The organism is Silvanigrella paludirubra, assembly GCF_009208775.1.
In the GTDB taxonomy this organism is placed as follows: Bacteria; Bdellovibrionota_B; Oligoflexia; order Silvanigrellales; family Silvanigrellaceae; genus Silvanigrella; species Silvanigrella paludirubra.
In genome coordinates, this window is sequence record NZ_WFLM01000004.1 from 28,744 (window position 1) to 46,314 (window position 17,571).

The following is a 17,571-nucleotide window of genomic DNA, read 5'->3' on the forward strand; positions in this document are numbered from 1 at the left end:
TTTTTGGGTTAAATTTAAAATGAGAGATGTATATATTTTAAAATCATAATTAATGCAATTTGTATTTTTTGTAATTAGCATTAAATTTTATAAGATATTGTATAGAATTATTTGGTGAGAATATTTTTTTAATGTAATAAATTTTAATTTTATTTTTTCAGAATAATCTATAATTAAATTTTTGGAATATGTTTTTATACTATTAAATAATTTGTTATTGATTTATTTCAGCAGTCCATATATTATCTTTAAAATTAATATTTAAATTATATAAAATGTTATCAATACGGATACTTATTCTTGATGTAGAGGTAGAATTATTCGCTTTGAAAACCAATGCACATCGACTACCCGAATTGAGAGTTTTTATCCTTGATATAATATAATTATCTTCAGCATCATTATCAACGCATTGGTAATTACCTTCATAATTTATATCGTTATTATTTTTAGATCGTTGTTGAAGACTTAAATCACTTAAAGCAATCAAATTAATTTCATTAATTTTAATCGAATTTTCTGATCGTGAATTATTTTTGATTTGAATCCTTGCATATTGAGGATCATCTAAAGATGTAAATGATATTTCAATATCATTAAAAACAGCAGTATAAATGGAGGTAAAAAGAGCGGTATCATTAGCCTTTTCAAATATATAAAGTGAAAATATATCAGGATTCATTTTACCAGTAATAAATTTATGATCATTATAATTTTTTTGATTTACATACTTTCTGAATATTTTGTTAGAATTATTTCTTTTAATTTTAAAAAGAGAATTCTTATTTTGTGGAAAGTAATCAATTTTATTTATATTAAAACTTTTTATACTAAGTTCACAATTGTATCTAGGACCAATAGGAAAATCAATTGTCTCATTCCCACTTTTTGTGAATTTTTGATCTATTAAATAAGTATTACCATCACTAAAAATAAGACCAGAGCAGTGTAACTGAGAGTTTACTTCCCAGCTTTCAATCGCAGAATTGATATTTCCTAATTTTCTTGCATTAAATGAGAATTTAGTGAAAACAATGTCTGAATTTAAATTAGGTGATCTTTGTTGATTTTTGCATCCTGATAATGAAAGGGAAAGAATTAATATAATAAGTAGTGAAGATAAAATTTTTACAAATTTTTTCAACATTAAAATTTTCATTCCTTCCCATTTTATTCTTCTTATTTCAATTAGAACTAGTAATAGTAATTACACGATATGAGTTACCCAAAGGAGATTCATTTGCTAGAACAATATATTGATTCGCAAATTTAAGATCTTTCCAGTTATCACGTTCGCCAAGACGAATATCCGAACAATTTTTTGAACCAGTAGCTTTATAAGCTTTATCCACGTCATTAATTAAGGTCATATTAGGTGTAAAATTAGTACCACCACCAAATGGAGTAAGCTCAGTAGCACTTGAAATAATTTTACATCCTGTAGTATTTTCAGCGGAATTTGGCCAGTTTGTGATCCCTCTTATCGTATTTGAAAGGGTATGATTTATAGTAAAACTTCTCGCATTTGAAGCCTTAAAGCTATTTTTAATTAGTCTTAAAGAAAGTGGATTTGGCAATTTTACTTCTTGGAATTGAAATGTTTTTTCAACGGTTTTTAATGATTCCCAAGTTGATAAAGTTTCAGTTGCAAAGTCTAGTAAAATTAAACTTAATGGATCGCCTTCTAATGCTTTTACTCCATTTAAGTATTTTTTTATGCTAGAATCAGATGCTTTAGTATATTCACCGTGAGTTGCGGCGCTTGTAACAGTATTATCAGCATTATAAGTTAATGTTAAAGCGGATGAACTATTATAACTTTGGCTACTAGATCCTGTCTCTGTATAATTAAAATTTTTAATTTTAATAGTGCATTTTTCACCGTCAACAACTTCAAATTTTGGACTAGCATTAGTAATATAAAATATACTTGTATCACTGGGACAAACTACTTCAGCTTCTACTTCATATGTATTAATAGCAGTTGCGTTATGATTTAAGGTAAGATTTGTTGTAACTTGCTTTTTTGCTTTTGGAGTGCTTTGTCCTCCACCGCGAGAGCAGCTATTAAGCATAGTTCCAGCAAGACATATTCCAATTAATATATTATTTTTATAAAACATTAAGACTCCTAAATAATAAAAATACAAAAAAAAAATTTAAAATATATTTAAATATTTGTTTTTGTATAAAAACCACAACTTCATTCTTTTGGTTAGTGAGTTTTATGAAATACGTCAACCAATTTATTTTATAAAAGAGCAATCAGATCTTTCTCGTTATTGAAAAATTCGATATAAATTAAGATATTATGTGTTTTTATTGAATAAAAATGTTTATTTCTTAAGAAACCATACAAGTAGCTAAAACTTTAAAGAGATGTCTTAGAAAGATTAATTAAATGTAAATATTCGTTTAATAGTTTATTTGTCTTAAATATAGGCAAATTTATTTTAATTTTGTTCCGATTTTTTTAATATTTAAAATAGTCTTTTTATCTTATTTTAAGAGATAAAATAGATTATATATTCACAAATTTTTTATAGTTTTTTTTAATCATTGATAAGATTTTAATTCATGAATATTTTTTTACAAATTACAATATTTCTTTTTTTGTAACAAATTTTGTTGTTACCTTTTGCGAAGAATAAAAATAAATTAAAAATCAACATGTCACACCTCTAATCCTCTAAATTGCATAATTATTTAAACGGCAGTAATATGATTGCGTATAAAGTTACAAATCATGTAGAGGAGAACACTTTGCAAAACAATGATAAATGTCCTTATTCAAGTGGTTTTCGTAAAAACACAATTTTAGGTACACAAACCAATGCAGATTGGTGGCCAAATCAATTAAACATCAATATATTGCATCAACATTCAAAATTATCTAATCCTATGGATCCGCAATTTAATTATGCGCAAGAATTTAAAAGCTTAAAATTAAATGCTGTAATTAAAGATCTTCATGCTCTAATGAAAGATTCTCAAGATTGGTGGCCAGCAGATTATGGTCATTATGGTCCCTTTTTTATACGAATGGCTTGGCATAGTGCAGGAACGTATCGAATAGCAGATGGTCGTGGTGGTGCAGGTTCTGGAACACAACGTTTTGCTCCTTTAAATAGCTGGCCTGATAATGGAAATCTCGATAAAGCGCGTCGTTTGCTTTGGCCTATCAAGCAAAAATATGGCTGTAAAATTTCTTGGGCAGATTTAATGATTCTTGCAGGAAATGTTGCTCTTGAATCCATGGGATTTAAAACGTTTGGTTTTGCAGGTGGTCGTGAAGATGTCTGGGAACCTGGTGAAGATATTTTTTGGGGACCGGAAGGAAAATGGCTTGGTGATGAACGTTATAAAGGCAATCGCCAATTAGACAATCCATTGGCCGCAGTTCAAATGGGTCTTATTTATGTAAATCCTGAAGGACCAAACGGCAAGCCTGATCCAATGGGTTCTGCCCGTGACATTCGAGAAACGTTTGCACGCATGGCAATGAATGATGAAGAAACCGTTGCACTTGTTGCAGGTGGACATACGTTTGGAAAAACACATGGAGCCGCTGATCCAAGTAAATATGTTGGACCTGAGCCCGAAGGCGCAGAAATTGAAGAACAAGGACTCGGATGGAAAAATACTTTTGGTACAGGAAAAGGTGCTCATGCCATCACAAGTGGTCTTGAAGGGGCTTGGACAGCGACTCCTATAAAATGGGATAATTCATATTTTGAAACCTTATTTGGTTACGAGTGGGAATTAACAAAAAGCCCAGCAGGAGCACATCAATGGATTCCTAAAGGGCAATCGGGAGCAAATACAGTTCCAGATGCGCATATTCCAGGAAAATTTCACAAACCGATGATGAGCACGGCCGATATGGCTATGCGAATAGATCCTGCTTATGAAAAAATATCTCGTCGATTTATGGCAAATCCAAAAGAGTTTGCAAATGTGTTTGCGCGTGCATGGTTTAAGTTAACACATCGAGATATGGGTCCTATTGCTAGATATCTAGGACCATTGGTTCCAAAAGAAGAACTTATTTGGCAAGATCCTATTCCAAAATTAAATCACAAATTAATTGCAGAAAAAGACATTAAAGCTTTTAAAGCAAAAATATTAAAATCAGGTCTTACTATATTTCAATTAATTTCAACTGCATGGGCATCTGCTTCTACATTTCGTGGAAGCGATAAACGCGGAGGTGCAAATGGGGCACGCATTCGTTTGGCTCCACAAAAAGATTGGGATGTAAATCAACCCGAAGAACTTTCAAAAGTTCTAGCAAAACTGGAAAAAATTCAAAATGATTTTAATAGTAAACAAAGAGGTAAAACAAGAGTTTCTCTTGCTGACTTAATTGTTTTAGGTGGGTGTGCCGCTGTTGAAGCTGCGGCAAAAAAAGCAGGTCATGTTGTTAAAGTTCCATTTACCCCAGGACGAATGGATGCTTTGCAAAGTCAAACAGATAAAGAATCTTTTTCAGTTCTTGAGCCTACATCAGATGCTTTCCGTAATTATATTCGTAAAGGACATGAGCAAGCAGCTGCTGAGCTTTTAGTAGATCGAGCGAATCTTTTAACTCTTACTGCTCCAGAAATGACTGTTTTAATTGGTGGCATGCGTGTTTTAAATACGAATTATGGGAATACCAAGCATGGTATTTTTACGAATAAACCGGGTGCATTAACAAACGATTTTTTTGTTAACTTACTTGATATGAATATCAAGTGGCAAAAGTTAACTGGTTCTAAGGGGATATTTGAAGGGCGAGATCGCGCCAAAGGAAATTTAAAATGGACGGCCACCATTGCCGATCTTATTTTTGGATCAAATTCTCAACTTAGAGCCTTAGCGGAAGTATATGCTAGTAGTGATTCCAAGAAAAAGTTTGTGCTAGATTTTGTTGCTGCTTGGAATAAGGTAATGAATTTAGATATGATAAAGACTAAAAAATAAAAATTTATTTTTTAGTCTACTTGCAGAATTTAAATATTCCCTTTTTATAAGATGACAAAAAACAAATTGAGCTCGATTATTTTAGAGAAGTAGACTATGAAAAATCGGTTAAAAGAAAATTTACAAATCAGGATATAAAATATTTCGAAGAATTAATTCAAAGATAGAAATAATGTTAATTAAAAATATTTATAATTACATTAATTCTAATCTTTCTTTAGGTGTTGTGTTTTTTAAAACATTTGAAGAAATTCTTAAAAATTCTTCATTTAGCTCTAACTTATTTCCAAGCCAAATTGGAAAAATAAGATGATCTGCATACATATCTTTTGTATTTGGATGAATTAATATATTTAAATTTTGTCGATTTAGCATTAACCATGGTACAAAAGTATGAAATGTCTCTATACTAAAATCGGCCTCAAACATGGGCACAGGGTGTGGCCCAACAGGCTTGTCAAATAAGTTTGAAACAATAATATTTTGAAAACGATTTGAAATTAATTGGGCAAGCGCTTTAGCAGCCTCAAATCCATTATGCATTTCATAGTAAACATGAGCATGGTAACTATCAATTTCTTCTATAGACACTTCTTTAATTATTGTCATAAATTCCCTATTTTCTGTGGTTTAATGAAACCAACTTTAGGATAAAATTGAATAATGCTAAATGTAATTTTTAAAGATAAATTAGTCAATTCAACATATAAGAATCTTTTAAATTTTATTTATTGTAATTTTTAAATTTAATAAACTTTTATGATTAAAAAAATAGAGAGAGAATAAATTAAAATTTATTCTCTCTTCTGAAAAAGCAATCTAAAAAATTTTAATTCATTTTAGATAACCGTTAATTTAACATTAACATTGTTTCTTGTTGCATTTGAATAAGGACAAACAATATGAGCTTTTTCAACTATGTCTTTTACTTTTGCTACTTCCATATTTGGAACATGAATTTTTAATTCAACTTCAATTCCAAATCCATTTGGAATAGGCCCTATGCCCACGACTCCTTCAATGGTTGTTTCTGGTGATAATTGAATTTTTTCAAGACCAGAAACGTGTCTCATTGCGCCCAAAAAGCATGCACTGTAGCCCATGGCAAATAGTTGTTCTGGATTCGTTCCTTCTCCGCCTGGACCACCCAATTCTTTTGGAACAGATAGATTGAACTTAACTTTTCCATCTACAGTTTCTGTTTTGCCATCACGACCGCCCGTTGCTTTCGCGCTTGTTGAATATAAAACCTTCTCTAACATAAAACCCCCAATTGTATCGCGTTATATTATATCTTAAACGATATAAAATGTTAAAAAAATCAAACCTTCTTTTTTAGCAACGCTGTTCTTAACTTTGCCAAACCTATCATCAAGTGATTCATTTCCTCTTTCGTAAGATTACTGCTATTCCCTAGCTCCACTGGAATGTGGCGGACTTTATCCTTAAGTTTTTTACCCTTTTCTGTTAGGGTAATGTTTACTTGTCTTTCGTCCGTAACTTCACGCTTTCTCTCGATTAAATGTAAAGACTCTAACCTTTTTAACAGCGGTGTGATTGTGCTTGTTTCAAGATAAAGACTATTACAAATTTTCGAAACAGTTTGAGGTTCTCTTTCCCACAGTACAAGCAAAACAAGGTACTGCGGATAGGTAATGCCTAATTCTTTCAAGAGCTTCTGATAAGCTTTATTAAAGCTTAATGAAGTTGAATACACTAAAAAACATAGCTGTTGGTCAAGAATCAAGGACACATCACTCTCCCTTAAAAGAATAATACATCGTTTACGATTATATTGCAAGCAATTTTTTAGAGGTTTTTATTTTTTTTTGAACTTGAATTTGGGGAACCTTGATTGTGTTAAATAAGAATCCTCCATCAATCCAATGAAATTAAATGTAAATATTTATCTAATAATTACTTTTGACGTTTACTTAAAACTAATAAAAGTCGATAAACAACCTACGGAAAGTCTTTATCATAATCTATTTAAGTATATTGAGGTAAGCTTAAGGTATGAAAGTTCTTGCCATTGATGATAGCAAATTAGCTTTGAGCCAAGTAGAGAGATTGATTAAAGATATTATTCCAAATGTGGAAATGCTAAAATTTCAAGATCCAAAAGCAGGAATAGAAATAGCAAAAAAACAATTTTCTGAAATTAAATTTATTCTTGTTGATTATAATATGGATACTATGAATGGCATTGAAGTTATAGATGAAATTATTTCACTTTATAAAGCAAATCAAATTGGCCTCTTAACAGCAAATACACAAAGTTCAATTAAAGAAGAAGTTCAAAAACGTGGAATCCACTTTTTAAGCAAAGAAGGATTAAAAGAACAACTTTTAACGATCTTTAATAATATTGCTTTAAAGGATTCAAAATGAGCTTATTAACTGAGATCCAAGAAGATATTATTAAAGAACTATTTAATAGAGGAGTTGGAAAAGCTGCGAAAATTATTTCTGAAATGTTATCCTCACAAATTGTCCTCTCTGTTCCTAAACTTAACCAAGGCTCATTAAATGAGTTAGCAACAGAACTTATTGATAAGAAAACAATAGGAATAAAACAAAAGTTTGAAGGTGAGTATCAAGGAGATGCTATGATTCTTTATGATCATGGTTCTTGCCTTGAAGTCATTTCTTCTCTTTTAGGATATGATGAATTACCTCAAGAATTTGGAAATTTTGAAAGAGAAACATTAAGTGAATTTGGAAATATTATTCTTTCTTCTTGTCTTTGTGAGTTTGAAAAAGCATTAGAATGTAAATTTCTTACTTCTGCTCCTAAAGTAATTAGTGGTAATTTTCCAGATGATTTTATTTTTTCAAAAAATAATAATGAAGAATTTATGCTTCTAAATATGATATTTTCACTTTCTAATTCACTTTCATTAGGAAGAATAAGCCTATTTATAAATCGAGATGACATAAAAGATATTGCACCTAAGCTTGATAAGTATTTTGAAAGGATAATTTCTTCATGATTATGGATAAGAGTATTGAGCTTTTATATGCAAAAGTACTTTCAGAAATTAGTCATGGAGTCATCTTAATTGATTCTACTCAAAAAATATTTATATGGAATAATTGGTTATTTCAGCATTCAAAAATAGATTCGGAAAATGCTGTCGGAAAATTTATTACAGACATATTTCCAGAAATTAATTTAAATTTAAGACTTAAAACAGGAATAGAATGGTGTTTGGAATCGGGAAAATATACAATTATCTCCGAGCGATTTGGGTTGTCTCCGCTTCCCTTGTATTCCGAAAATGAAAAACGTATTAATCCAAGAATAATTCTTAGTCCTATTCAATTTGAAAATAAATTTTTCTGCTGCATCGAAATTTATGACAGTAGTTCATATTTAGCTAAAGAAAATTTTGCACGTGGCCAAACACGTATGCTTAAAGATACACAAACAACTCTTGTTGAAACTTCAAAACTTGCTGCTTTAGGAGAAATGGCTGGTGGTATTGCTCATGAAATAAATACCCCCTTAGGAGCTATTCTTTTAAGAGCAAGTCAAATAAAAAGAATGCTTGAAAAATCACCAGAGAGTTTAGAAAAGGTTATTGAGTTTTCTGATGTTATCATTTCAATTTGTCAAAAAATAGAATCTATTATTAAAGGATTAAGGCATTTTGCAAGATCTTCTGAGAAAGATCCTTTTACAAAAAATAAAATAATTGACATTATTAATGATACAATAGCTTTATGTTCAGCTAGGATGCAGGAAAATAATGTTGAAATAATGATAGAAGGAAATTTTAATGATTTGGAAATAGATTGTAGGCCATCTCAAATTTCTCAAGTGTTACTTAATCTTCTTAGTAATGCTCAGCATGCTTTAAGCAATTTAACTGAAAATAAATGGATAAAAATATCTTTGACAGTTGAAGAAGAGTTTATACAAATAAAAATAATTGATAATGGAGTAGGAATATCTGAAAATATTGCTAATAAAATTTTTCAACCATTTTTTACCACTAAAGAAATAGGTGTAGGAACAGGGCTCGGTTTGAGTATATCAAGAGGAATTATTAAGGATCATGGAGGAGATTTGTTTTTAGATAGGAAAGAGAAAAATACAGTTTTTGTAGTTGTGTTACCTAAAATACAAATCACTAAAAAGAAATAATCACTAGAAAAATATAATTATATTTTAAAATACATGATACAAATTAGTTCATAATTTTCTTAACAAACTCAGATTTTAATTGCATTGGGCCAATCCCTTCTATTTTGCAATCAATATCATGATCGCCTTCTACAAGACGAATAATTTTTACTTTGGTTCCTACTTTAATAACTGATGATGATCCTTTTACTTTAAGATCTTTTATAACAGTAATCATATCCCCGTCAGCAAGAACATTTCCATTGGAATCACGAACAATGTACTGTTCAGCTTGTTCATCATTTTTATTGGAGTTTTTTGACCATTCATGAGCACATTCTGGGCATATTAATAGTTCGCCATCTTCGTAAGTATACGCAGAATCACATTTTGGGCATTGTGGTAAATCACTCATAATTTTATTTCCTTAATTCGTGATTGGTTGAATCTATTTAAGACATAAAAAAAGTCGGTAGAGACTGAATTTCTCCACCGATCTTTTTTATAGCTAATTACTAAAACTAATTTGAAAATTAGTTTGCAGCAGGAGCTTCTACTTTATTGATTGCAGTTGGTTCTACAAATTCAATGATCGCTCTTCTTGCATGGTCGCCAGGGCGAAATCCAAGTTTTAAGATTCTAGTGTAACCACCTTGTCTTTGAGCGTTTGGTGGAGCTACTCTTGAAAATAGGTCACCTACTGTTTTTTTGCTATATAGAGTTGAAGCAGCGCTTCTGCGGTTGTTAACGCTATCAACACGTGCTAAAGCAACAAGAGGTTCAACAATTTTTCTTAATTCTTTTGCGCGTTCAATAGTTGTTACTAATGTACCGTGCTCAATTAATTGAGTTGCTAAACCGCGGAGAAGCGCTTTACGACCAGCAGAATCTCTGTTTAATTTTCTATGCGCTAAACGATGTCTCATGTTCTTCCATCCTTAATCAGACTAAATTCTATCCCTTAGTTTAGTAGGGTCAAATCCCTCTATCTTCATGCCAAGATGGAGTCCCATTTCAGCAAGGAGGTCTTTAATTTCGTTCAAAGTTTTACGACCAAAATTCTTTGTTTTAAGCATTTCGGCTTCAGTTCTAATAACAAGTTCTCCGATATAACGAATACCTGCATTTTCAAGGCAGTTAGCAGCTCTCACAGAAAGTTCGAGTTCATCAACTGATTTATATAGATTCTCATTCAAACGAGCATCCACTTGAATAGAATCAATCACTTGAACTTCATCATCAGCCTCTTGGAAATTTATGAAGATAGAAAGCTGATCTTTAAGGATTTTAGCTGCATAAGCCAAAGCATCTTCAGAAGTAACAGCACCATTGGTACTGATTTCTAAAATAAGTTTGTTAAAATCAGAGCGTTGTCCAATACGTGTATCAGAAACGCTGAAACTAACCCTTTTAACAGGAGAGAATACAGCATCTATTGGAATAACACCTAATGGCAAACCATCTTTAACGGCATCGCTTGTTAAGTATCCTTTACCAGTTCTTACGGTAATTTCTGCTTTAAATTTTCCACCTGCTCCAACCGTACAAATGACGTGATCAGGGTTTAAAATGCGAAGCGATCCGTCTGAAATGACATCAGATCCCCTTACTACCTTCGGACCTACAACATCGATCATAGCGGTTTTTTCACCTTCTGTGTCGAGCCATACATCCAAAGCTTTCAAGTTTAAAACAACCTCTGTTACATCTTCTGAAACGTCAGGAACTGTCGAAAACTCATGCTCTACTCCTTCAATGCGCAAACCTACAACAGCAGCACCTTGAAGAGAAGAAAGCAAAACACGACGCAATGCGTTACCTAACGTAGTACCAAAACCACGCTCCAGAGGCTTAGCTATAAATCTCCCAAAAGCAGAAGAAATATCTTCTTTTTCAATAAACTGCGGCTTTAACAGCGCCTTCCAGTTGCTCTGCATTATTGACTCCGTCAACTTTTCCGTTTCGTATTTTGCCCCAAAGTACCTTTTGAGCTTTTATAAATATAAAGGCTCACTTGTCATTGCTCGTGCATTATAGTCCTTAAAATATCAAGAACTTATTTTGCAAAAAGCACGACTAAGCGATACAAGTTGCCTTGTAGCACTATTTTTAACATTTACCAAGAGAAAACGATAAAGCATTAAACTAATAACACCAATTAATCCATCGTGTTAAAAGTTTGACTGCCTTATCAATTAGCTTAAAAGTACTGTCAAAACAAATCTGAACTTTATGCAAGTTCAGTAAGATTTAATGAACACTCTATAATCAAAAAAGATCATAGTTTTTTAGGTGTTTAAAACAAATGGACTATAAATTATAATCCAAAACAAAGCATAATTTCGTTTTAAAGAAATTATGCCTCATATTTTGCTATTAAACCCTACGACGCTTAGGCGGTCTGCATCCATTGTGTGGAACAGGTGTTGCGTCTTTAATAAGTGTTACTTTAATTCCAGTTGCAGAAATAGCGCGTACTGCGGATTCTCTGCCTGAACCTGGGCCTGTAACTATAACTGAGCAACTTTTCATTCCACAGTCAATCGCTTTACGTGCAGCATCTTCTGCAGCAACTTGTGCTGCAAATGGAGTACTACGGCGAGATCCTTTGAAACCTTTGCTACCAGCACTTGACCAAGTAATAACGTCACCATTCGCATCTGCAAATGTAACAATTGTATTGTTAAAACTTGCAGAAATAGTAGCTATTCCAGTTGGAACATTGCGTTTAACACGCTTTTTCTTTGATACTACCTTATTCATTATCAAAATACCTCACACTTTAGAAGTTACTTCTTCTTATTCGCTACCGTCTTCTTTGGACCTTTACGCGTACGCGCATTTGTTTTCGTTCTTTGTCCACGAGCAGGTAAACCTTTACGGTGACGAAGACCACGATAACAACCCAAGTCCATCAAACGTTTGATGTTGGACTGAACAAGACGACGCAAATCACCTTCTACAGTGTGGTTTGTATCAATAAGCTTTCTTATGGCGTTAATCTGATCGTCGTTAAGATCTTGGGTACGCATGTCTCTATTTATAGACAATTGATCCAATATCTTTTGAGAGGATTTACGACCAAGACCATGTATATACGTAAGCGAAATTTCGATACGCTTGTTACGCGGAATGTCAACGCCCGCAATTCTTGCCACAACTAACCTCCGATATTTTTCTATTAACCTTGACGCTGCTTGTGCTTTTTATTTTCACAAATAACTCTTACTACACCAACGCGACGAATTACTTTGCATTTATCGCAAATTGGCTTTACACTAGCTCTAACCTTCATTAGCAAAAACTCCTAGTAAAAACTCACAAAAATATTATTATTTAGACCTAAAAACAATTTTAGCTCTAAACCTGCCATCTTTAGTCTTATCATTTGGATTCAATTCAACTTTCACTCTATCGCTAGGTAAAATATTGATGCAATTCATTTTCATTCGACCAGATACATGAGCTAAAACCTTGAGACTGTTGTCGAGTTCTACTATAAACAAATTGTTAGGTAATTTTTCAGCAACGATACCTTCCAATTCAACCTTTTTAGGTTTGTCATCTTCTTCTAGCTCAACCTTTTTGGCTTTATCGTCTTCGTCAAACTTCACCTTTTTAGGTTTATTTTCATATTCAGCCATTTACATTCATACTCCAATGAGAACAAAGAGCGTTATTGGGTATCCCAATCTGCTGCTTAAATCAAGTTCAATCTTTATTTTCTTAACAAAATTGATACAATTTCAGCATAAACAATCTCAGGTTGACGTAACCCATCAATAATGCTTAAGTTATTTCTATCAGCATAGTACGAAACCAAAGGTTCAGTTTCCTTTTGGTAAACAGTAAAACGTCTTTTTACTGTTTCAGGTTCATCGTCTTTACGGCGAAACATTGTTCCCATTTTTTCACAACTACTACAAACATAATTCGCTACGTCTGTTCCAGTTGGAATGGAATCAATCTTACCGCAAGAAGAACAAGTCCATCTTTTTTCAAATCTCTCTAGCAACTTGTCTAGGTCCGCAGATAGCGAGAGAACTAAATCCACTTTGCTAGAAAATTTGCTGATAAGAACATCAAATTCTTTTGCTTGAGAAAGATTTCTTGGAATGCCATCTAACAAAATGATGTCATTCTGTTTGGGCTTCATTACATTTAAAGTACTTTCAAGGCATTCAAAAATTGATTTGTCATCAACTAAATGTCCAGACTCAACAATACTTTTAACTTTTAATCCAAGAGCCGATTCGGAAGCAATTTCCTGACGGATGATGGCGCCAGTTGAGATATGCTTTACTCCTAGGCGCGCGCTTAAAAGAGAACATTGAGTCCCTTTACCTACGCCTGGAGGGCCTAAAAAAATGATTACCTTCATTTATAACCCTGCTTCATAGCCTTGTATCATTATTAGCTGTCGTTGTATCTCTTGATTGAGATGGGAAAATTAGAAAATCATACTTTTGAGTTGCGAGTTGTGCTCTTACTTGGCGAATTGCTTCAAGACCCACACCAACAACAATCAAAAGAGATGTCCCGCCAAAAGTCATTTGTTGAGAGAATGCAGAACCAATTAATGAAGGAACTACAACGATAAGATTCATGTAAATCGCACCAGCAAAGGTAAGGCGAGTTACAACGGTATCTAAAGCTTCTGCAGTTTCACTACCTGGACGTACCCCTGGTATATAAGCATTTTGTTTTTTTAAATTTTCAGCAACATCATCTGATTTAAAGACAATAGATGCATAGAAAAAGGAAAAGAACATGCCTAATACAACAAAGACCGCATTATATAACCAATGACCTGGTAAAAAATCAGCTAACCAAACATTACCAGCCGCACTTCCGAAACTTAGGAAAGTTGCCGGAACAGCAAGAATAGTCGAAGCAAAAATGGCAGCCATAATACCAGCCATATTTACCTTTAAAGGTAAGTGTGTTGCTTGCGCAGACATTACTCTTTTTCCAACTAATCTTTTTGCATAATGAATTGGAACTTTTCTATAACTTTGCTCAAAAAAAGTAACAGCAAATACAAGAAGTAAAGCAAAGGCAACAATACCAAGAGCTCCTAATAAAGCCCCGCTATTTTGTTTTACCATTTCAATTATTGTATTGGCTGAAGATGGTAAATAAGCAACGATACCAGCAAAGATAAGTAAACTAATTCCGTTTCCAATACCCTTGTCTGTTATTTGCTCACCTAACCACATCACAAAACAACTTCCAGCAGCCATTAGAACACAAGACATGAGTCTAAAAGATAAGCCAGGATCGAGAACGATCATCCCACCATTAGGTCCTCTTGATGCCTCTAATCCAGCAGATAATAAATAAGCTTGGACAAGGGCTAAAAGGACAGAAAGACTCCTTGTAATGCGGGTAATCTTTTGTCTGCCTACGCCACCCTCTTTTTGCATTTGTTCCAGTGAAGGAACAACTACAGTCATGAGTTGAATAATAATACTTGCAGAAATATAAGGCATTACTGCAAGGCTAAAAATGGAGAAGTGACTTAACGCACCGCCTGAAAACATATTAAATATTTTTAATAAACCAGCACCCTGCTGACTTGCAAAAAGAGCAAGCTCTTTTGCATCAATACCTGGCACAGGGATATGCACTCCAAAGCGGAAAACGAGAAGTGCTAACAATGTAAACAACAAACGCTTTACAAGGACATTTTCTGTCCAGCCACTTCCCTGAGGCATCCTCTGGTTACTCCTCGATGGTTACGCCTTTTGCGAGCAGTTTTTCACGTGCTCCAGAAGACATAACAAAGTTTTTCACAGTTTTAAGATCTGCAGGTACATCACCCATTGAAAGTAATTTTGCGATGCCTTTAGCTACAAAGCCTTGACCATCTAAAATGCCGTTTTCAATGTATTGTGAAGAATCTTTTAAATTTAAAGACTCAACGTTAATTGCACAAGCATTTTTAAATCCGCGTTTAGGAATTCTACGGTAAAGAGGAGTTTGACCACCTTCAAAACCAGGACGAATGCTAGAGCCAGAACGAGCTGTTTGGCCTTTACCACCACGTCCACCCGTTTTACCAAGACCACTACCTGGGCCTCTACCTAAACGGCGTTTATCTTTTCTTGCGCCCGGATTAGGACGAAGTTCTTCTATTCTCACTTTAATTACTCCTTACTCAGCTGGCTCAACCCTGATAAATTGAATTACCTTGTTGACCTGGCCAAGTATTGGGTTCACGTTTGGTAATACACGTGAGGAACCAATTTTAGAAAGACCAAGTGAAACTAGGGTTCTACGCTGTGATTCGCTACGTCCCGCAAAGCTGCGAAGCAAAGTCACTTTTATTTTTGGGGTATTAATATTTTGCATTTTAGAGAGTCCCCTTCTTACTTACGTGCTTTTAAGTATTCTTCAGTAGTAGAAAGCTGTTTAAGACCTTTAAATGCTGCTTTTACAACATTATGAGGATTCCGACTACCTTGAATTTTAGCCATAATGTTAGGAATGCCTGCAAGTTCAGCAACAGCACGTACAGAACTTCCAGCAACAATACCACTACCCTCAGTTGCAGGGCTTAAAAGAAGGTGGCTTGCACCAAATTTTGCATTAACTACGAATGGAATTGTTTGTTTTTCCATTGGTACTGTAATGAGTGATTTTTTTGCTTGTGCTACAGCTTTTCTAACGGCTTCTGGAACTTCAGCAGCTTTGCCTAGTCCATAACCAACTGTACCTTGGCGATCTCCAACAACAACAAGTGCGGAGAAGCTCATGCGTCTACCGCCTTTAACTGTTTTGGATACGCGTGAAACGCTAACAACACGATCTTCAAAACGATCTTTTTTCTGTTCTTCTTTATTCATTTGCATTTTCTGCTCTTCCTTAAAAAAGTTAAGTTCTTAGAACTGAAGACCAGCTTCACGAGCGGAATCAGCGAGAACCTGAATACGCCCATGGTATGTGAAACCGTTTCTGTCAAAAACAACAGCGCTGATTCCAGCGTTTTTTGCTCTTTCAGCAACAAGATTTCCGACTTTTACAGCCATTGTCTTGCCACGAAGACCAGTTGCTTTAACATCTGCTTCAATAGAACTAGCGCATGCAATAACTATGCCTTTTGCATCATCAATAACTTGAGCCTGAATATGGCGGCTGCTCTTGAATACGCAAAGACGTGGTTTTGTTAAATCAGAAGAACGGCGGCGCCAAAAACGCATTTTACGCAATTGCCTGATCTTTTTACGATTGATTATACGATACATAACATCTCCTGGTTTCCTGCTAACATACAGAAAACACGATTTATAATAAGCAGGAAGAAATTATTTCTTACCTGCAGATTTACCAACTTTAGTTACAATAACTTCGCCAGCGTAACGAATGCCTTTACCTTGGTAAGGTTCAGCAGGACGTACGGAACGAACTTTAGCAGCCATTTGGCCCACGAGCTCTTTATCAACACCAGAAATATTTACTTTACCAGCTTTATCAACTTCAAAAGTGATGCCTGTTGGTGGCTCAATATTTACAGGATGTGAAAAACCAACAGTAAGGTTTAAAACCTTGCCTGCCATAGCTGCACGGTATCCTGTACCTTGGATTTCAAGAGATTTGCTGAAACCAGCAGATACACCTTGAACCATGTTAGAAAGAAGGGTTCTGTAAAGACCCCAATACGCAGAGCTGTTTTCTCCGTTATTCGCAGATACAACAACTTCGTTATTTTCTTGTGCAATAGCAATACGACCAAAGGTATCACGTTTCATCGTGCCTTTTGATCCATTCACTTCGAGAATAGTTCCGCTTAATTTTACGGTTACTCCCGAAGGAATTTTAATTGGCTGCTTACCAACTCTTGACATAGAAGCCTCCTAAAAACCTCGAAAGTTACCAAATATAAGCTAAAACTTCTCCACCAACGCGTTCTTTACGAGCTGTTTTGCTTGTAAGAACACCTTTTGGCGTAGTAAGTATTGCGAAACCAAGACCACCACGGATCTTTGGAAGATCCTCAACACCTTTGTAAACGCGGCAACCAGGTTTAGATACACGTGTAATTCCACGGATCACCGGTTGACCAACTTCACTATATTTCATGGCAATTTTAATTTTGCCTTGACCATTATCTTTGATTAGACGGAACCCACGAATGAGGCCTTCTGTTTCTAAGATTTTTGTAATTTCAATTTTAATAATGCTTGCAGGAATTGTTGTATATTTAAGACCTGCACTAGAAGCATTACGGATACGTGTTAACATATCAGCGATTGGATCAGTAGCGTACATATTTATTCACCTCACCAACTTGCCTTGACCATTCCAGGAATTTGTCCTGAAAGGGCATTTTTACGTAAGCAAATACGACATAGACCAAAGTCTCTATAGTAAGCGCGAGGACGACCGCATTGGTTACAGCGGTTGTGCTGACGCGTAGAAAACTTGGCTTTTTTATTTGCCTTATTAATCATTGCTAAACGAGCCACATCTATCCC

General features: G+C 34.2%; 25 protein-coding genes. 4 read left to right on the plus strand and 21 right to left on the minus strand.

The features are described 5' to 3' along the window. Positions 1 to 214: 214 nt before the first annotated feature. Both GCL60_RS10700 and GCL60_RS10705 read right to left on the minus strand, forming a co-directional pair. Positions 215 to 1,147: a hypothetical protein gene (locus GCL60_RS10700; protein WP_153420656.1), complete on the minus strand. Its 933-nt coding sequence runs from the start codon at positions 1,145 to 1,147 to the stop codon at positions 215 to 217. A gap of 37 nt (positions 1,148 to 1,184) precedes the next feature. Beyond that, complete coding sequence (locus GCL60_RS10705) at positions 1,185 to 2,123, minus strand: hypothetical protein (protein WP_153420657.1); 939 nt, start codon at positions 2,121 to 2,123, stop codon at positions 1,185 to 1,187. 598 nt (positions 2,124 to 2,721) lie between these two features. Here GCL60_RS10705 and katG point away from each other — a divergent pair. After that, positions 2,722 to 4,965 carry a catalase/peroxidase HPI gene (gene katG, locus GCL60_RS10710; protein WP_153420658.1) on the plus strand — a complete coding sequence of 748 codons (2,244 nt, stop codon included), beginning with the start codon at positions 2,722 to 2,724 and terminating at the stop codon, positions 4,963 to 4,965. Positions 4,966 to 5,160: 195 nt separating this feature from the next. Here katG and GCL60_RS10715 read toward each other — a convergent pair whose 3' ends face one another. From GCL60_RS10715 to GCL60_RS10725, 3 genes are all read right to left on the minus strand, one after another. Continuing rightward, the gene (locus GCL60_RS10715; protein WP_153420659.1) at positions 5,161 to 5,574 is read right to left on the minus strand and encodes a DOPA 4,5-dioxygenase family protein; all 414 of its coding nucleotides are present in this window, start codon (positions 5,572 to 5,574) and stop codon (positions 5,161 to 5,163) included. Positions 5,575 to 5,804: 230 nt separating this feature from the next. Next, the gene (locus GCL60_RS10720) at positions 5,805 to 6,227 is read right to left on the minus strand and encodes an organic hydroperoxide resistance protein (RefSeq protein WP_153420660.1); all 423 of its coding nucleotides are present in this window, start codon (positions 6,225 to 6,227) and stop codon (positions 5,805 to 5,807) included. Between the two features lie 59 nt (positions 6,228 to 6,286). Next, positions 6,287 to 6,718, minus strand: a complete 432-nt coding sequence (locus tag GCL60_RS10725; protein ID WP_153420661.1) for a MarR family winged helix-turn-helix transcriptional regulator — start codon at positions 6,716 to 6,718, stop codon at positions 6,287 to 6,289. A 263-nt stretch (positions 6,719 to 6,981) separates the two neighbouring features. Between GCL60_RS10725 and GCL60_RS10730 the strand changes: the two genes are divergently transcribed. From GCL60_RS10730 to GCL60_RS10740, 3 genes are read left to right on the plus strand one after another with little or no spacing between them, the layout of a single operon-like run. Beyond that, positions 6,982 to 7,356, plus strand: a complete 375-nt coding sequence (locus GCL60_RS10730; protein WP_153420662.1) for a response regulator — start codon at positions 6,982 to 6,984, stop codon at positions 7,354 to 7,356. Then, entirely contained in the window at positions 7,353 to 7,958 is a 606-nt protein-coding gene (locus GCL60_RS10735; RefSeq protein ID WP_153420663.1) for a hypothetical protein, read from the plus strand. The genes GCL60_RS10730 and GCL60_RS10735 overlap by 4 nt, the downstream gene beginning before the upstream one ends. Further along, positions 7,955 to 9,115: a sensor histidine kinase gene (locus GCL60_RS10740; protein WP_153420664.1), complete on the plus strand. Its 1,161-nt coding sequence runs from the start codon at positions 7,955 to 7,957 to the stop codon at positions 9,113 to 9,115. The genes GCL60_RS10735 and GCL60_RS10740 overlap by 4 nt, the downstream gene beginning before the upstream one ends. A 43-nt stretch (positions 9,116 to 9,158) precedes the next feature. On the opposite strand, the gene GCL60_RS10745 is transcribed toward GCL60_RS10740, so the two are convergent. The 16 genes from GCL60_RS10745 to GCL60_RS10820 form a co-directional block, all read right to left on the minus strand. Beyond that, complete coding sequence (locus GCL60_RS10745; protein WP_153420665.1) at positions 9,159 to 9,509, minus strand: zinc ribbon domain-containing protein YjdM; 351 nt, start codon at positions 9,507 to 9,509, stop codon at positions 9,159 to 9,161. 118 nt (positions 9,510 to 9,627) lie between these two features. Then, positions 9,628 to 10,020 (minus strand): 50S ribosomal protein L17, encoded by a 393-nt coding sequence (gene rplQ, locus GCL60_RS10750; RefSeq protein ID WP_153420666.1) that lies wholly within the window; start codon positions 10,018 to 10,020, stop codon positions 9,628 to 9,630. A 21-nt stretch (positions 10,021 to 10,041) separates the two neighbouring features. After that, entirely contained in the window at positions 10,042 to 11,031 is a 990-nt protein-coding gene (locus GCL60_RS10755) for a DNA-directed RNA polymerase subunit alpha (protein ID WP_202614021.1), read from the minus strand. 439 nt (positions 11,032 to 11,470) lie between these two features. Continuing rightward, positions 11,471 to 11,857, minus strand: coding sequence for a 30S ribosomal protein S11 (gene rpsK / locus GCL60_RS10760; protein WP_148698264.1), 387 nt, complete (start codon positions 11,855 to 11,857; stop codon positions 11,471 to 11,473). A gap of 26 nt (positions 11,858 to 11,883) precedes the next feature. Next, the gene (rpsM, locus tag GCL60_RS10765; RefSeq protein ID WP_153420668.1) at positions 11,884 to 12,252 is read right to left on the minus strand and encodes a 30S ribosomal protein S13; all 369 of its coding nucleotides are present in this window, start codon (positions 12,250 to 12,252) and stop codon (positions 11,884 to 11,886) included. 23 nt (positions 12,253 to 12,275) lie between these two features. Next, positions 12,276 to 12,389, minus strand: coding sequence for a 50S ribosomal protein L36 (rpmJ, locus tag GCL60_RS10770; RefSeq protein ID WP_130610638.1), 114 nt, complete (start codon positions 12,387 to 12,389; stop codon positions 12,276 to 12,278). A gap of 37 nt (positions 12,390 to 12,426) precedes the next feature. Beyond that, positions 12,427 to 12,708, minus strand: coding sequence for a translation initiation factor IF-1 (infA, locus tag GCL60_RS10775; RefSeq protein WP_397602260.1), 282 nt, complete (start codon positions 12,706 to 12,708; stop codon positions 12,427 to 12,429). Positions 12,709 to 12,812: 104 nt separating this feature from the next. Continuing rightward, positions 12,813 to 13,475 (minus strand): adenylate kinase family protein, encoded by a 663-nt coding sequence (locus GCL60_RS10780; protein ID WP_153420670.1) that lies wholly within the window; start codon positions 13,473 to 13,475, stop codon positions 12,813 to 12,815. Between the two features lie 13 nt (positions 13,476 to 13,488). Beyond that, the gene (secY, locus tag GCL60_RS10785; protein WP_153420671.1) at positions 13,489 to 14,811 is read right to left on the minus strand and encodes a preprotein translocase subunit SecY; all 1,323 of its coding nucleotides are present in this window, start codon (positions 14,809 to 14,811) and stop codon (positions 13,489 to 13,491) included. A 7-nt stretch (positions 14,812 to 14,818) separates the two neighbouring features. After that, entirely contained in the window at positions 14,819 to 15,238 is a 420-nt protein-coding gene (gene rplO / locus GCL60_RS10790; protein WP_153420672.1) for a 50S ribosomal protein L15, read from the minus strand. A 12-nt stretch (positions 15,239 to 15,250) separates the two neighbouring features. Then, the gene (gene rpmD / locus GCL60_RS10795; protein ID WP_153420673.1) at positions 15,251 to 15,448 is read right to left on the minus strand and encodes a 50S ribosomal protein L30; all 198 of its coding nucleotides are present in this window, start codon (positions 15,446 to 15,448) and stop codon (positions 15,251 to 15,253) included. 17 nt (positions 15,449 to 15,465) lie between these two features. After that, positions 15,466 to 15,942, minus strand: coding sequence for a 30S ribosomal protein S5 (rpsE, locus tag GCL60_RS10800; protein WP_153421171.1), 477 nt, complete (start codon positions 15,940 to 15,942; stop codon positions 15,466 to 15,468). Positions 15,943 to 15,978: 36 nt separating this feature from the next. Then, positions 15,979 to 16,341, minus strand: coding sequence for a 50S ribosomal protein L18 (rplR, locus tag GCL60_RS10805; RefSeq protein WP_153420674.1), 363 nt, complete (start codon positions 16,339 to 16,341; stop codon positions 15,979 to 15,981). Between the two features lie 60 nt (positions 16,342 to 16,401). Further along, positions 16,402 to 16,941: a 50S ribosomal protein L6 gene (gene rplF, locus GCL60_RS10810; protein WP_153420675.1), complete on the minus strand. Its 540-nt coding sequence runs from the start codon at positions 16,939 to 16,941 to the stop codon at positions 16,402 to 16,404. Between the two features lie 25 nt (positions 16,942 to 16,966). Beyond that, positions 16,967 to 17,365: a 30S ribosomal protein S8 gene (rpsH, locus tag GCL60_RS10815; RefSeq protein WP_153420676.1), complete on the minus strand. Its 399-nt coding sequence runs from the start codon at positions 17,363 to 17,365 to the stop codon at positions 16,967 to 16,969. Positions 17,366 to 17,376: 11 nt separating this feature from the next. Beyond that, positions 17,377 to 17,562, minus strand: coding sequence for a type Z 30S ribosomal protein S14 (locus tag GCL60_RS10820; protein ID WP_130610668.1), 186 nt, complete (start codon positions 17,560 to 17,562; stop codon positions 17,377 to 17,379). Between the last annotated feature and the right edge of the window lie 9 nt (positions 17,563 to 17,571).

What these genes read in the sequence shown, in the direction of transcription:
- GCL60_RS10700 (WP_153420656.1), bottom strand. Translation starts at nt 1,147, where the DNA reads ATGTTGAAAAAATTTGTAAAAATTTTATCTTCACTACTTATTATATTA.
- GCL60_RS10705 (WP_153420657.1), bottom strand. Translation starts at nt 2,123, where the DNA reads ATGTTTTATAAAAATAATATATTAATTGGAATATGTCTTGCTGGAACT.
- katG (WP_153420658.1), top strand. Translation starts at nt 2,722, where the DNA reads ATGATTGCGTATAAAGTTACAAATCATGTAGAGGAGAACACTTTGCAA.
- GCL60_RS10715 (WP_153420659.1), bottom strand. Translation starts at nt 5,574, where the DNA reads ATGACAATAATTAAAGAAGTGTCTATAGAAGAAATTGATAGTTACCAT.
- GCL60_RS10720 (WP_153420660.1), bottom strand. Translation starts at nt 6,227, where the DNA reads ATGTTAGAGAAGGTTTTATATTCAACAAGCGCGAAAGCAACGGGCGGT.
- GCL60_RS10730 (WP_153420662.1), top strand. Translation starts at nt 6,982, where the DNA reads ATGAAAGTTCTTGCCATTGATGATAGCAAATTAGCTTTGAGCCAAGTA.
- GCL60_RS10735 (WP_153420663.1), top strand. Translation starts at nt 7,353, where the DNA reads ATGAGCTTATTAACTGAGATCCAAGAAGATATTATTAAAGAACTATTT.
- GCL60_RS10740 (WP_153420664.1), top strand. Translation starts at nt 7,955, where the DNA reads ATGATTATGGATAAGAGTATTGAGCTTTTATATGCAAAAGTACTTTCA.
- GCL60_RS10745 (WP_153420665.1), bottom strand. Translation starts at nt 9,509, where the DNA reads ATGAGTGATTTACCACAATGCCCAAAATGTGATTCTGCGTATACTTAC.
- rplQ (WP_153420666.1), bottom strand. Translation starts at nt 10,020, where the DNA reads ATGAGACATCGTTTAGCGCATAGAAAATTAAACAGAGATTCTGCTGGT.
- GCL60_RS10755 (WP_202614021.1), bottom strand. Translation starts at nt 11,031, where the DNA reads ATGCAGAGCAACTGGAAGGCGCTGTTAAAGCCGCAGTTTATTGAAAAA.
- rpsK (WP_148698264.1), bottom strand. Translation starts at nt 11,857, where the DNA reads ATGAATAAGGTAGTATCAAAGAAAAAGCGTGTTAAACGCAATGTTCCA.
- rpmJ (WP_130610638.1), bottom strand. Translation starts at nt 12,389, where the DNA reads ATGAAGGTTAGAGCTAGTGTAAAGCCAATTTGCGATAAATGCAAAGTA.
- GCL60_RS10780 (WP_153420670.1), bottom strand. Translation starts at nt 13,475, where the DNA reads ATGAAGGTAATCATTTTTTTAGGCCCTCCAGGCGTAGGTAAAGGGACT.
- secY (WP_153420671.1), bottom strand. Translation starts at nt 14,811, where the DNA reads ATGCCTCAGGGAAGTGGCTGGACAGAAAATGTCCTTGTAAAGCGTTTG.
- rpmD (WP_153420673.1), bottom strand. Translation starts at nt 15,448, where the DNA reads ATGCAAAATATTAATACCCCAAAAATAAAAGTGACTTTGCTTCGCAGC.
- rpsE (WP_153421171.1), bottom strand. Translation starts at nt 15,942, where the DNA reads ATGAATAAAGAAGAACAGAAAAAAGATCGTTTTGAAGATCGTGTTGTT.
- rplR (WP_153420674.1), bottom strand. Translation starts at nt 16,341, where the DNA reads ATGTATCGTATAATCAATCGTAAAAAGATCAGGCAATTGCGTAAAATG.
- rplF (WP_153420675.1), bottom strand. Translation starts at nt 16,941, where the DNA reads ATGTCAAGAGTTGGTAAGCAGCCAATTAAAATTCCTTCGGGAGTAACC.
- rpsH (WP_153420676.1), bottom strand. Translation starts at nt 17,365, where the DNA reads ATGTACGCTACTGATCCAATCGCTGATATGTTAACACGTATCCGTAAT.